11 protein-coding genes are annotated in these 13,292 nt (G+C 61.0%); 10 read left to right on the plus strand and 1 reads right to left on the minus strand.

All coding sequences use genetic code 11. The annotated features are described in order from the left end of the window. Window position 1: 1 nt before the first annotated feature. Genes NGM28_RS04320 through NGM28_RS04335 form a run of 4 tightly spaced genes read left to right on the plus strand, consistent with a single transcriptional unit; the run spans window position 2 to window position 5,291 of the window. The gene (locus tag NGM28_RS04320) at window positions 2-3,436 is read left to right on the plus strand and encodes a phage tail tape measure protein (protein ID WP_252088813.1); all 3,435 of its coding nucleotides are present in this window, start codon (window positions 2-4) and stop codon (window positions 3,434-3,436) included. Then, the gene (locus NGM28_RS04325) at window positions 3,436-3,774 is read left to right on the plus strand and encodes a phage tail protein (RefSeq protein ID WP_252088814.1); all 339 of its coding nucleotides are present in this window, start codon (window positions 3,436-3,438) and stop codon (window positions 3,772-3,774) included. Before NGM28_RS04320 ends, NGM28_RS04325 begins: the two co-directional genes overlap by 1 nt. Before the next feature lie 9 nt (window positions 3,775-3,783). Continuing rightward, entirely contained in the window at window positions 3,784-4,533 is a 750-nt protein-coding gene (locus NGM28_RS04330) for a phage minor tail protein L (RefSeq protein ID WP_252088815.1), read from the plus strand. A gap of 2 nt (window positions 4,534-4,535) precedes the next feature. After that, complete coding sequence (locus NGM28_RS04335; RefSeq protein ID WP_252088816.1) at window positions 4,536-5,291, plus strand: C40 family peptidase; 756 nt, start codon at window positions 4,536-4,538, stop codon at window positions 5,289-5,291. Window positions 5,292-5,421: 130 nt separating this feature from the next. Here NGM28_RS04335 and NGM28_RS04340 read toward each other — a convergent pair whose 3' ends face one another. Further along, window positions 5,422-5,652 (minus strand): hypothetical protein, encoded by a 231-nt coding sequence (locus tag NGM28_RS04340; RefSeq protein WP_240063478.1) that lies wholly within the window; start codon window positions 5,650-5,652, stop codon window positions 5,422-5,424. A gap of 243 nt (window positions 5,653-5,895) precedes the next feature. Between NGM28_RS04340 and NGM28_RS04345 the strand changes: the two genes are divergently transcribed. The 6 genes from NGM28_RS04345 to NGM28_RS04370 all read left to right on the plus strand — a co-directional run bounded on the left by NGM28_RS04345 (window position 5,896) and on the right by NGM28_RS04370 (window position 13,287). Next, a complete protein-coding gene (locus NGM28_RS04345; RefSeq protein ID WP_252088817.1) occupies window positions 5,896-6,078 on the plus strand; it encodes a hypothetical protein in 183 nt (60 codons plus the stop codon). Window positions 6,079-6,464: 386 nt separating this feature from the next. Beyond that, window positions 6,465-6,821: a VOC family protein gene (locus NGM28_RS04350; protein ID WP_252088818.1), complete on the plus strand. Its 357-nt coding sequence runs from the start codon at window positions 6,465-6,467 to the stop codon at window positions 6,819-6,821. A gap of 507 nt (window positions 6,822-7,328) precedes the next feature. After that, window positions 7,329-7,937, plus strand: a complete 609-nt coding sequence (locus tag NGM28_RS04355) for a tail assembly protein (protein ID WP_252088819.1) — start codon at window positions 7,329-7,331, stop codon at window positions 7,935-7,937. 261 nt (window positions 7,938-8,198) lie between these two features. Continuing rightward, window positions 8,199-8,702 carry a KilA-N domain-containing protein gene (locus tag NGM28_RS04360; protein WP_252088820.1) on the plus strand — a complete coding sequence of 168 codons (504 nt, stop codon included), beginning with the start codon at window positions 8,199-8,201 and terminating at the stop codon, window positions 8,700-8,702. Window positions 8,703-8,758: 56 nt separating this feature from the next. Continuing rightward, entirely contained in the window at window positions 8,759-12,235 is a 3,477-nt protein-coding gene (locus tag NGM28_RS04365) for a TipJ family phage tail tip protein (RefSeq protein WP_252088821.1), read from the plus strand. Beyond that, window positions 12,235-13,287 (plus strand): hypothetical protein, encoded by a 1,053-nt coding sequence (locus tag NGM28_RS04370; RefSeq protein ID WP_252088822.1) that lies wholly within the window; start codon window positions 12,235-12,237, stop codon window positions 13,285-13,287. Before NGM28_RS04365 ends, NGM28_RS04370 begins: the two co-directional genes overlap by 1 nt. Window positions 13,288-13,292: the final 5 nt, after the last annotated feature.

Below are 13,292 nucleotides of genomic sequence, written 5' to 3' on the forward strand. Positions count from 1 at the left end.
CATGACCACCATTGCCTCTCTCGGTCTGCAGATTGATTCCGGAGATGCCGTTGAGGCGAAGGACAACTTAGACCTCCTGGCGCAGGCGGGCGGCAGGGCAGAGCAGGCTGCCGATAGCCTGGCGGCGGGTTTCGGGAAGGCAGCATCGGCTGCTGGGGGGCTCGCAACGGCCGAAGCCAAGGTCGCGGAAACGACCGATGATGCAATGGCCCGCCTGACGGCGATGGCCAAAGCCTCATTGGAAGCTAGCGATTATCACAAGTCGCTGGCCGCAAGTGTTACCGGTGCCGGCGCCGCCATGGGATCTGCGAAGGCTTCAGCTGCTGATTGGTCCGCCTACCAGGAGCAGATCAATGCCCGCGGCCGAGCGATCATCGAAACCGAGGACCGTCTTGCGGAAACCGCAAAGAGGGCGGCGGCCACTACCGGCCTTCAGGCCGAGGGCTTGCAGGACTTGCTCGGCAAGATCAACCCTGTAGTGTCGGCCCTCGACAAGCTCGACAAGCAGCAGGCCGACCTGCAGAAGTACCGCAATGCGGGCTTGATCGACGCAGACACGTTCCGCGAGTACAGCGCAAGAATCGAAACCAGTCGGCAGAAACTGGGCGAGTTCAGCGAGGGCATGCATCAAGCTGGCGTATCGACAGGGCAGACTCAGGCGGCGCTGCGTCAGTTACCGGCCCAATTCACCGACATTTTCACCAGCTTGGCCGGCGGTCAAAATCCGCTGCTGGTATTGATCCAGCAGGGCGGCCAGATTGCTGACTCGTTCGGCGGTATAGGCCCGACAATCGATGTGCTTGGCGCGAAGATCAAGTCTGTGCTTGGTCTGGGCGGAGGGATTGGAACTGTAGGTGATGCACTCGAGGTAGTCGGTACCGGAGGCAAAGCTGCCGCTGAAGGAGCGGAGGCTGCGGGCGAAAGCCTGGGCGATATGGCTGATAGTGCCAACACTGCGGCCGACGCGGCGAAAAACGCGAAGGACGCGGCAGATGCCATGTCCTCGGCGACCCCGCCGCTTGCATCAGGGTTGGGTATCGCATCTGTGGCTGCTGCTGCACTTGCCGCAACCATTGGCGCATTGATCTATGGCTACAAGAAGGGGAGCGAGGAAGCCGACAGGTTCGGTGACGCCCTTGTATTGACCGGAAACTACGCTGGTATCAGCGCAGATGCCTTGGGCGACATGGCTCGTAGGGTCCGCGATGTCAACGGCACGATAGGTGATGCCGCTGAAATCATCGCCAAGCTTGCCGGTAACGGGAAGATTGCAGAGGCCAGCTTTGAAGGCATCGCGAATGCTGCAGTCGCCATGGAGGACGCCACCGGAAAGGCGTTCGATGCCACCATCGCCGAGTTCGTCAAGATCGCTGACGACCCTGTGAGGGCGGCCAAGACGCTCAACGACCAGTATCACTTCCTCACTGCATCGGTGTATTCGCAAATTGTTGCGCTGAAGGAGCAGGGCAACGAAATCGGTGCGACCAAATTGTTGACCGACACCTACGCGGACACTGTAAAAACGCGGGCGGAGCAGATCACCAACAACCTTGGCAGCATCGAGAAGGCCTGGAAGAACATCAAGGACGAGGCTAGCGCGACTCTTGATGCAATCAAGAATGTTGGCCGGGAAACCACTGTCTCGCAGCAGCTGACAGAGCTTGAACGGCGAGCAGCAGCGGCCCGCAGTGCGCTGAAAGGTAACCCCGAAGACACCGATGCGAAGGCCAAGCTTGACGAATCCGAGGCCCAGTTGAGTTCGCTGCGACTTTCGCAGCAGGAAAAGCTGAACCGTCAAACCGCCCGGAAGACGGAGCAGGACCGCCAGAGCGCAGCTGTTCTGGGGATCCAGTTGATCAGCAAGGAGGCAGAGGCGGCTCGGAGTGAGGTCGCCAAGCTGGAAGATCGCCTCGACAAGCTCCGAAAGGCGCGAGACAAGAATATTGCCAACAACAGCTTCGATGGCGATACGAAGAAAATGTATGCCCAGGCGGAAAAGGACCTGCAGAAGCGAATTACAGATGCGCGGAAGAAGGGGACAGGGCGAACGTCTGAGGTTGATTTGACTGGTTTCAATGACCAAAAGAACGCGCTGACGAGGATTCTCGGCGAGTACAGGAACTATCAAAAAGAACTGGACGCCACCCAGCGGGCCGGCCTGATCTCTGAGGAGTCCTATGCTGCCCAGCGCACGGCACTGATTGAGCAGCAGAAGGGCGAGGTCACCAACGCTTACGAGGCGGAGATCAACGCCCTGGAGGAGGCGAAGGGGCGTAGCACCACATCGGCACAACAGCGCATCCAGCTTGACCAGAAGATCGCCGATGCCCGCACCGCAATGGTCAAGGCGCAGAAGGACGCCGACACCGAGCTCGCGGTGCTGGCGACCAATGAGCAGGGCCGGCTGGCTAAGCAGGCCAGAGCTGTGCAGACCTACACCGATGCGCTCGACCAGCAGGTCCTGGCACTGAGGCTGCAAGGGCAGCGCTCCGCTGACGGCCTTGGGCTCGGCGATCGCCAGCGGGGCCTGCAGGATCAGCAGAACGGCATCACCGACCGCATGAACCAGCAGCGCCTGGACCTGGCCAACCAATATGGTGACGGCTCTCGCGGCATGAGCCTCGATGAGTACAGCCAGAAGCTGGCGGCCTTAGGCAAGACGGAGAAGGACCTGCAGGCAACCACCATCGCCAACTACGACCAGATGACGGCGGCCCAGGGCGACTGGCGCAAGGGGGCGTCGTCGGCCTTCCAGAACTACCTGGAGCAGGCGCGTGACGTAGCGGGCCAAACCAGAACGCTGTTCACCAATGCGTTCAGCTCCATGGAAGACGCGGTGGTGAACTTCGCGATGACAGGAAAGTTCTCGTTCGCTGACTTTACCAAGTCGATCCTGGCGGACATGGCGCGCATTGCTACCCAGCGAGCTATCGCAGGGATCGCAGGCAGCATCTTGGGTTCTGTAGCTGGATCCTACTTTACCCCCGGTGGCCAGACTGTAAGCACGAGCGGATTCAGCGAGGGCGGCTTCGTCCAAAACGCCAAGGGTGGTGTCTATGACTCGCCTAGCCTATCTAGCTTCAGCAACCAGGTGCATGACACGCCACAGTTCTTCGCATTCGCGAAAGGGGCAGGGGTATTCGGCGAGGCGGGGCCAGAGGCAATCATGCCGCTGACCCGGGCGCCGGATGGCAACCTCGGGGTGCGCGCTATGGGTGGCACCTCGGGGGCGTCGAGTGCCGGCACGGAGCAGAAGATGGAGATCACCATCAATATCAACCGCGACGGGTCGGGCGACGTGGAAGCTGATACCGAGCTTGGGCAAAAACTGGCACCTCAGTTCCTCCAGATGGTGCGCGCCGAGATCGCCAGCAACGAGCGGAAGACGCTTGGTCCAAGCGGAGCCACCTGGCGCGCAATCAAAGGGAGAGCCTGATGGCAATCGAAACCTTTCGCTGGCCCACCGAGCGCGGCGAGACGCCCGACATCCAATACCGGGTGCGGGAGTCTCGCTTCGGCGGCGGATACCGGCAGGTCGTAGGTGATGGCCCGAACAACAAGGAAGACAGCTACCCGGTGACCATCACCGGCAGGAAGTCCCGGGTGCTGGAGGTCATGGCCTTTTTCGACCGGCACGCCGGCGCGAAGGCCTTCCTCTGGAACACCCCGCTCGGCGAGCTGGGCCTGTTCACCTGCGTCGACCCCAAGCCGACCCCCATGGGAGGCGAGCAATTCAAGGTCACCGCGACCTTCCGCCGAGCCTTCCACCCGTAAGGAATCACCATGTCACTGATCAAAGACATCCAGCTGCTCCAGCCGGGCAGCGAGGTGCTGCTGTTCGAGCTCGACGGCTCGGACTGGGGCGCCGACATTCTGCGCTTCCATGGGCATGCGATCCCGCACACGCCCATGGAACTGGCAGCAGCAGGCGCCAATGCCGACCAGCTGCCAGCCAAATCCATCTGGTGGCAGGGCAGTGAGTATGGCGCCTGGCCGATGCATATCGAGGGCATCGAGGCGAACTCGGATGGTACCGCCGTGCGCCCGACGATCTCGGTCGGCAACGTTGGCGGGCGGATCACTGCTCTGTGCCTGGCCTTCGACAACCTGCTCGAGTTCAAACTGACCATTCGGCACACGCTGAAACGCTACTTGGACGCAGCGAATTTTCCAGGCGGGAACCCTGAGGCCGACCCGACAGAGGAGAGCACAGAGGTCTGGTACATCGACCAGAAGGTTTCTGAGAACGGGACCACGGTGTCGTGGGAGTTGGCCAGCCCGGGGGATGTCGGCGGCGAGAGCATCGGCCGGCAGATGACCCAGCTGTGCCACTGGGCCATGACCAACGGCTACCGTGGGCCGAACTGCGGCTACACCGGGCCTTACTTCGACTTTGACGGCAACCCCACTGACGATCCCGCCAAGGATCAGTGCAATGGTTGCCTGGATACCGGCTGTGCCGTTCGCTTCGGGCAGGGAAACCAGCTCAACTTCGGCGGGTTTCCAGCCGTCTCCCTGATCGCCAGGAGCTGACCATGCTGAAACACATCCTCGCCGCCGTGCAGGCGCACGCCGCTGCGGAGCACCCGCGCGAGTGTTGTGGGCTGATTCTGGCCGTGGGCCGGAAGCAGGTCTACTTTCCTTGCGTGAACGTGGCCACCGAGCCGACCGAAGAATTCCGCATCGCGCCTGAGCAGTACGCCGAGGCGGAAGACCAGGGCCAGGTAATCGGCATCGTGCACTCGCACCCAGATGCAACCAGCAGGCCGTCGCCGCGCGACCTGGCCATGTGCGAGGCCACCGGCCTGCCATGGCATATCCTGTCCTGGCCGGAGGGCGACCTGCGCACGATCACCCCCACCGGCGAAACGCCGCTGCTGGGGCGCCCGTTCGTGCACGGCGCCTGGGACTGCTGGCAGGTTTGCGCCGACTGGTACCGGCGCGAGTGGGGCCTGACCTTTCCCGCCTATGCCCGAGAGGATGGCTGGTGGGAGCAGGCAGGCGGGCCGAGCCTGTACGAGCAGGCCTACGAGGCTGCCGGCTTCTACCAGGTGGACCGGCCTGAGTACGGCGACATGATCGTCATGGCCGTGGGCCGGACGGCACACCCGAACCATGCCGGTATTTACCTGGGTGCCGACCCAAAGCTGCCCGGCGAGCAGGCCGACCTGTACGGTCCTGGCCCGTTCCTGCTGCACCACTTGTACGGCAGACCATCAGAAATCATCGTGTTTGGCGGGCCTTGGCTCGACCGAACGCGCCTTGTACTGCGCCATCGGGGCGCTAAATGAAGCGGCCAGGCCGCAGGAGTGATGAAATGAAACTTGTGCTTGAAACCACCAAGAGCGGCAAGGTTGTAGTCGCGGGCATCGGCTTGGGTGAGGGGGCGCCAAGTGCTGCCGCACCGGCGCCGAAGATCTGTCAGGAAACTTTCGACTGCAAGAAGTTGAGCATGTCCAAGTAGTTGGCCTGACTGCCGCCTTGGATTTGGGTTGCCTTGTAGGATTCAAGGTCATCCCACAGCGCTTGCCGGTCAACAGAATCCAGCTTGGTCACAGCATTGATGATTGCGCCAAGCGCGTTCAGCGTCACAGCCGATACGGTGTTGGCTGCCTGTTCAAGAGCGGCGAGACGATGTTCTACGGTTTGCATTTGACCTCCTAGGTCATCTTGCCCCAGTCCATGGGCTTTCCGGCAACGGACCGGGGCGGTTCGTTGGGAGGCACAACGCTACTACGGCCCCGGCTCGGCCGGTTACTGGCTTTCCGTCCAGGGTGGATGGGTGGACAGAATTATGATGGCAAATTGACGCTTCGCCAGGTGAGCATTAGATTCAACGCCTCACCAAGGTCGAAGGCGTTCTGCCTTGGCCGAACCAGCAAAGGAAAAGTGCAAGTGGCCAAGTTCATGTGGATCGTCACCATCATCATGTCGCTGATCGGCGCGATCATCGGTTTTACTGGGATGCACACGGCAACCAGCGCTCCGCAGGAGGCGGCCGCTGCTGCAATGGGACTGGCTTGGGCCGTCATCCCATATTGCATCGCTAAGGCATGCACTGAGTTGCGATCTCTCTAACGTCGGTGCGTCGAACAGAAGCCCAGCCCCGCACTGGGCTATTTTATACCTGGCGTGCATCACCCTAAAGCCGACGCTTCCCTGAGTGGTGCTTCCCCAAGGCGCTGGCGTGGAGAGCCCGTCGCAGGTGCAGCTTCTCCAGCTCCTCGACAGTGGCGATCGCCTCGGCACGCTCGCTGGCCCGCATGGCCTCAACGGCCTCAGCCCAGTGCCTCAAAGCCTCGGCAAATCTCCGCTTCTCATTCTCGGGCATCTCGGCACCCTTCGCGTGAGTGGTTGAGATGGGTAAGGATAGTCCGAATGGCAGTATTGCCTGGGTCGCTTGTCGGCTGGCGCTGGCTTCAAGCTGGCTGTGGTAGATTTCGATCTCCAACAGGGAGGTGCCAATGAGCAAGAGAGGAAAGGATCGCCAGATCGACAACATTGAGTTCAACGTCAGCAACATCAAGCGCAGTAAGGGTTTTTACGGCGCGGTGTTCGGTTGGACTTTCGTCGACTACGGCCCAACATACACCGAGTTCAGCGACGGTAGACTCACTGGCGGCTTTAGCACTGGCGAGCCTGTCAGGCCAGGCGGTCCGCTGATCATCTTGTATTCAGACGACCTCGCTGATGCCCAGAGCAGGGTCATGGCTGCAGGCGGCAAGATCAGTCGAGAGGTGTTTTCGTTCCCAGGCGGAAAGAGGTTCCACTTCACCGACCATGATGGCTATGAGTTGGCAGTCTGGACCGAAACGAACTGAACAAGTGAAGCTCAGCGACCTGCAGCGCATACTGCGTCGTGCCCGGCGTGGCTGTGGTAGATTGCGGGCCTCAACAAGGAGGGATGACATGCGAATTCTGGTCGGGGCGGTTGGGCTGGCGTTGCTGGCGGGGTGTGCGAATGTTGCTGATATTCGGGCAAACCCTCCTGTGCTTTCCCTCATATCGCAAAAGTCGGCTGAGCAGACGGCTGAATGTATACGCGACGGATGGCAGTCGACCTCGCTGATAGGCGGAAGCGTCGGCGGTGTGCTTCAGAAGTCTGGTCGCGGGTTTAGTGTCATAGCTCCGAACCCAGAGTCTCCATGGCATGTCGCAGACGTCGTGCCTTTAGGGGCTACGACATCGAAGGTTTCCTACAGATTTCATCGAACCTGGCAGGCACCGAGCGATAAGGTCCTAGTGGTCGTGAAATCCTGCGCAAGCTGACAGCGCCATTTTTCATCAAGCCTCCTTCGGGAGGTTTTTTTATGCCTGGAGGGCACGTGATGACAGCAGCTCACTACACGCCAAGGACCAAAATCCGTTTGGGCGGCTTTTTGGGGCGGAAGTACGGTAAGTACCACAGCCTACTGCTGGATCGTGGTGATCCGAGAGAAGCAGCGAAAGCTATAGATGTAAACCATCCTGGCTTTGCTCGTGACTTGATCGAGGCGGAAGGCAGAGGGCTACATTTTGCAGTCTTCAAAAATGGCAAGAATATTGGTGAACGTGATCTTGATCTTGGCGGTGCCAGTGAGCTTTGGTTTGTGCCTATCGTTGCGGGGAGCAAGCGTGGCGGCATGCTGCAAACCGTTCTTGGAGCAGTCTTAATCGCGGTGGCATATTTTAACCCATTTGGGTTTTTCTCCGGTCCAGCTGTCAGCGCTTTGTATGCAGCAGGTGCGGCAAACGTTGCCGGCGGCGTCATCCAGATGCTCAGCCCCCAGGCCAAAGGTCTGTCACAGAGCGCTGCGCCTGAGAACCTGCCGTCCTACGCCTTCGGCAGCGCAAAGAACACCACCGCCAGCGGCAACCCTGTGCCGATCTGCATCGGTGAACGCCGGTGGGGTGGGGCGATCATTTCGGCATCCATCTACGCCGAGGACAAGGCGTAGCCGATTGACCTGGTGAGCCTTTTCCAGTAGTTTTCAGCTATGTGGTACAAGTTGGATCAAGTAGGCGCCTGATGGCGCTTTTTTTGTGCCTTTAAGAAATGCCTGAGCCCTGGTCGCGTAAGCGTATCGGGGCTTTTTTGTGCCCGCGAATCCCCTTGGGGATACCGGTGCAGGCTAGGTCAGATCAACCGAAAAGGGTCGGTTTGCTCCGCCTACGCCCCTGCCTGCACTTCCTTCTCTATTAGGCGGAAGGAGCTGATCATGAACAATGTCATTCCGTTTCACTACCAAGGCCAAGCTGTTCGATTCAACAGTGAAGGCTGGATCAACGCCACCGATGTGGCCAAGCGATTCGGCAAGCGGCCGGTTGACTGGCTTAAGCAGGGCGAGACAAAGGAATACCTCAATGCGCTTGCCGAGGCGCTTACATGTGACGCTGGATCACTTGTAGAAACGAGCAAGGCGCGCTCGGATCGTGGCGGCGGCACATGGTTTCATCCGAAGCTGGCAGTGGCATTTGCTCGATGGCTCGACCTCAAGTTTGCCGTCTGGTGCGATCTTCACATTGACGCCCTGCTGCGCGGCGAGCTGAACGAAAAGCAACAGTTCGACCGAGCATGCCGAGCCTTAGACGACGGGCAGCAAGTAGCCAGCTTGAGTGGTCGGGAGCTTGCCCGATGGAAAGGGCGCAAGCCGGCCCTGACTCATCAAGTCGAGTATTGGCGTGAACAGCTTCAAATGACTCTAGGTCTGGATGCTGCCTGACTGCCGCAAATTTCCGCAACCGCCTACGGGCGGTTTTTTATTGCCCGGAGGAAAGCATGGGCTCAGCACTTCCCCGAGACATTACTGGCGCCAAGGGCGGCGAGAAGAAGCCAAAGGCTCCGTACGAGGCTCCCGACAGCCTGCGGTCCACCAACATCGCCAAGCTGCTGCTGGCGGTGGGCGAGGGTGAATTCGACGGCACGCCGACGGACCGCGACATCTACCTCGACAACACGCCGATCATGGATGCCAGCGGCAACGTCAACTTTCCCGGCGTGAAATGGGAGTGGCGCGGCGGCGCGATCGAGCAGGACTACATCCAGGGCATCCCGGCTGTTGAGAGCGAAACGTCGGTCGGCGTCGAGCTGCGCAGCGATGCACCATGGACGCGAGCACTCAGCAACACGCAGCTGTCGGCGGTTCGCCTGCGCTTCAGCTGGCCGCGCCTGCTCAGCCAGGACCCGAACACTGGCGACACCAACGGCTACCGCATCGAGTACGCCATCGATGTGGCCACCGACGGCGGTGCATTCGTGGAAGCCAACCTGGGCGCGGTGGACGGCAAGACTACCAGCACATACCAGCGCTCTGTGCGTGTCGACCTGCCGAAGGCGTTGACCGGCTGGACCCTCCGCGTGCGCCGCCTGACGCCGAACCAGAACAAGGGCGCCGTCGCCGACACGATGACCATCGCTGCCTATACCGAGATCATCGACCAGAAACTGCGCTACCCGAACACCGCTCTGCTCTACATCGAGTTCGATGCCGAGCAGTTCCAGAACATCCCGTCGGTGACCGTGAAGTGCAAGGCCCGGCGCTGGCCGGTACCAGCAAACTACGACCCGATCACCCGGACCTACAGCGGCACCTGGGATGGCACCTTCAAGCAGGCTTGGACCAACAACCCGGCGTTCGTCACCTACGGCCTCTGCGTTGAAGACCGCTTCGGCCTGGGTAAGCGCATCAAGTCGTGGATGGTCGACAAGTGGGAGATGTACCGCATCGCCCAGTACTGCGACCAACTGGTGCCGGACGGAGTAGGGGGGCAGGAGCCGCGCTTCCTGTGCGACATGAACCTGCAGGGCAAGGCCGAGGCCTGGACCTTACTGCGCGATCTGTCGGCGATCTACCGGGGCATGGTGTACTGGGCGCAGGGTGCGTTGTTCATGCAGGCCGACATGCCGCGCGCGCAGGACTTCGACTATGTGTTCACCCGCGCCAACGTCATCGACGGTGAGTTCACCTACGGCGGCGCCGAGCGCAGCACGCACTACAGCCGCGCCCTGGTCAGCTACGACAACCCGGGCAACAACTACGACACCGACGTGATTCCGGTCACCGACTTGGAACTGCAGCGGCGGTACCAGGACCGGCCCATCGAGATCTCCGCCATCGGCTGCACGCGGGCCAGTGAAGCCCAGCGCCGCGGGAAGTGGGCGCTGCTGAGTAACAACCAGGACCGAACCGTCACCTTCAAGACCGGTATGGAAGGGCGCATTCCACTGCCTGGTCATGTCATCCCGGTGGCGGACGAGCTGCTGTCGGGGCGCCCGAACGGCGGCCGCATCGCCGCCGCAGCCGGCAAGGTCGTGACCTTGGACCGTGACACCCAGATCAAGGCCGGCGATCGCCTGATCATCAACCTGCCCAATGGCAGCGCCCAGGGCCGCACAGTGCAATCGGTCGCTGGCCGCGCCGTGACGGTGACCACGGCCTACAGCGCGCCGCCGGAGCCCGAGCTGCAGTGGGCCATCGACGCCGACGACCTGGCGGTCCAGCTGTTCCGTGTGCTGAAGACCTCGCGCACCGCCGAGGGCGAGTACGAGATCACGGCGCTGGAGTTCAACCCGAGTAAGTTCGCCGCGATCGATACCGGTGCCAAGCTCGAGGAGCGGCCGATCAGCGTCATCCCGGTGACGACCGTGCCGCCGCCGGCGAGCGTGACCCTGACTTCCGGCTACGCGATCAACCAGGGCCTTGCCGTCAGCACCATGACGATCAGCTGGCCGGCCGTGGACGGGGCTGTTGCCTACGACGTGGAGTGGCGCAAGGACAGCGGCAACTGGATCCGCCTGCAGCGCACAGGCACCGCCTCGGTCGATGTTGTAGGCATCTACGCCGGTCAGTACCTCGCGCGCGTCCGCGCCGTCAGCGCCTTCGATATCACGTCGACCTGGCGCAGCTCCATGCTCACCGAGTTGAAGGGCAAGGAGGGCACCCCACCAGCGGTAACCTACCTCACCGCGACCAGCGAGATCTTCGCGATTCGCCTGAAGTGGGGGATGCCTCCTGGGGCAGAGGACACTCAGCGCACCGAGATCTGGCACGGGGCTACGACAGACCTCGCCCAAGCCACGAAGCTGGCTGACCTGGCGTATCCCCAGGCTGAGTACCTGATGTCCGGCCTGGCCGCGGGTGCCCGGTTCTTCTTTTGGGCACGCCTGGTTGATCGCACTGGCAACATCGGCCCGTGGTTCCCGGTGGCGCCGACCGTTGTTCAGGGCATCGCCCAGACCGACCCGGGCCCCATCCTCGACATGATCAGCGGCGAGATCGACGAGTCGATGCTGGGGCAGGAGCTGAAGGACAAGATCGACGGCCTGCAGGACCAGATCGACGCCTTGGATGGGTTGAAGGCCTACGACAAGGGGCTGCCCTATGAGGTTGGCCAGATGGTTGTGGTCGATGGCCGGATCTATCAGGCCAAGGTCCCGGTGCCGGCTGAAGCCTCGGGCGCGAACTCGCCGCCCAACGCATCGCTGTGGCTCGATGTCGGCCAGTCTGTCGAATCGGTCAACGGCCTGGCCCAGCAGGTCGCGACCAACACGACAAAAATCGAAGAAGTCGACGGCAAGGTCACATCCACAGCAGAGAGCCAGCAGGTCCTGCGCGCCTCTGCGCGTGACGACAATGCCGAGGGTGACCTGGCGGGTGCCCTGAAACTGTGGGATGCGACGGCTGGCTTGGCGCGCGAGCAGCTGGTGCGAGCAACCCAGACCGACGCACTCGCCCGCAGCTCCGAGACATTGGACGCCAAGATCGGCCAGACCAACGCGACGGTTCAGACCGTCAGCCAGGCCCAGGCCGCGCTCGACGGCAAGGCCAGCACGATGTGGTCGGTCAAGATGCAGCTGACGGCCCAGGGCCAGTACGTCGCTGCCGGCATCGGCCTCGGCATCGAGAATGGGCCGGCCGGCCTGCAGAGTCAGTTCCTTGTTTCCGCCGACCGCTTCGCCGTGGTCAACGGGATCAATGGCACGCTGTCGAGTCCGTTCGTTGTCCAGGGCGGGCAGGTGTTCATCAACCAGGCGTTCATCAACACAGCGTTCATTCAGCAGATCATCCTTGGCATGACGCTGCGATCCCAGGCAGTTAACGCCCAGGGCTTGCCGCTGATCGAACTGAACATGGTCACTGGGGCATTCACACTGCGCGGCCAGGATGCAAACGGCCAGACCATCATCAACAACGGCGGCTTGTACGTGTACGACGGCGCCGGCGTGCTTCGCACTGAGGCGGGGAGGCTTACGTAGTGGCTGCACAATATGGAATCCGAACGCGTGATGCGTCCGGTGCGGTAACGCTCGACACTACGGTGACGCCGATTCGCTCCCTGAAGATGATGCAAGTGGTGGGCAATGGGGCTTTCGATCAGTACATCGCTATACCCGAGATCAAGGCTGAGTCATTTGTTGTTGTCGACACCCTTGAAGACGCCGGGCTATTCACATTCTCGCCGGCGGCCTGGTGGACAGAGGGCCAGCTGCAACTTCGGCAGCCACAAAACAAAACTTGGCAGGTGATGATCCTATCGAAGGGCGGCGAGCAACACAGCGCGACTGGAACATATGGCATACGCACGAAGAACAACGGCATCGCTACGCAAATAGATGCTGTGAACAAAGCACTCACTATTCGGTACTCGGGGAAATTCTCATTTATCTACGGAAGCGGTGATTTAAATATTGAAGGAGACGACTACCGATCTTTCCCATCCCCGATCACTACATACGAGCGCCCCCTGATATTCATCAACGCAAACGACTACTTCATGGTCGGGCAGTTCAGTGTCATCGGCTCGCCGGGAAACTGGACGGGGTTCCGTTTGCGGGATTTCCGGAACGAAGCGCACGGCGCAGGGTGGAACCTGCCGATCCGTATTTCTTGGTTCTGTGCGAGCTACATGACCGATTCCTCGCCGGCGGGTCAGTACGGTATTTCAGTGAGGGGGCCTGCGGGGGAGAGGCTGTTCGCGTCGACAATGAACCTCACAGCGCTCAACAGCCAGCCCACTGCCAACTCGTTTGTGACTGCCGGCGATCCTATCGTGAGGCCTGGCTATTACGCGACAAGCCAGCAGATGGCGTGGACCGGAAACTACGCGGATTTCATTCTTGCCAACGCCCTGTTCTCGCAGACGAACCTCACACAGACCACTCAGCCCTTAAGAATAAACTTCGGCGGATTTCTTCCGGGGAACCGGAGTGTTCTGCAAATGTACTGCGAGAACAATGACGGTGTGAATCCCGTACTTGCGAACGGAAGAACACTTTTTGCCGCTCGGCCAATGAGATCCATCTTTTAAGGAAA

The sequence above is a fragment of the Pseudomonas sp. MWU13-3659 genome, from assembly GCF_023757525.1.
Lineage (GTDB): Bacteria > Pseudomonadota > Gammaproteobacteria > Pseudomonadales > Pseudomonadaceae > Aquipseudomonas > Aquipseudomonas entomophila_E.

Excerpts from the sequence above, each read along its gene's own strand:
- NGM28_RS04320 (WP_252088813.1), top strand. The coding sequence starts at position 2 with ATGACCACCATTGCCTCTCTCGGTCTGCAGATTGATTCCGGAGATGCC.
- NGM28_RS04325 (WP_252088814.1), top strand. The coding sequence starts at position 3,436 with ATGGCAATCGAAACCTTTCGCTGGCCCACCGAGCGCGGCGAGACGCCC.
- NGM28_RS04330 (WP_252088815.1), top strand. The coding sequence starts at position 3,784 with ATGTCACTGATCAAAGACATCCAGCTGCTCCAGCCGGGCAGCGAGGTG.
- NGM28_RS04335 (WP_252088816.1), top strand. The coding sequence starts at position 4,536 with ATGCTGAAACACATCCTCGCCGCCGTGCAGGCGCACGCCGCTGCGGAG.
- NGM28_RS04340 (WP_240063478.1), bottom strand. The coding sequence starts at position 5,652 with ATGCAAACCGTAGAACATCGTCTCGCCGCTCTTGAACAGGCAGCCAAC.
- NGM28_RS04350 (WP_252088818.1), top strand. The coding sequence starts at position 6,465 with ATGAGCAAGAGAGGAAAGGATCGCCAGATCGACAACATTGAGTTCAAC.
- NGM28_RS04355 (WP_252088819.1), top strand. The coding sequence starts at position 7,329 with ATGACAGCAGCTCACTACACGCCAAGGACCAAAATCCGTTTGGGCGGC.
- NGM28_RS04360 (WP_252088820.1), top strand. The coding sequence starts at position 8,199 with ATGAACAATGTCATTCCGTTTCACTACCAAGGCCAAGCTGTTCGATTC.
- NGM28_RS04365 (WP_252088821.1), top strand. The coding sequence starts at position 8,759 with ATGGGCTCAGCACTTCCCCGAGACATTACTGGCGCCAAGGGCGGCGAG.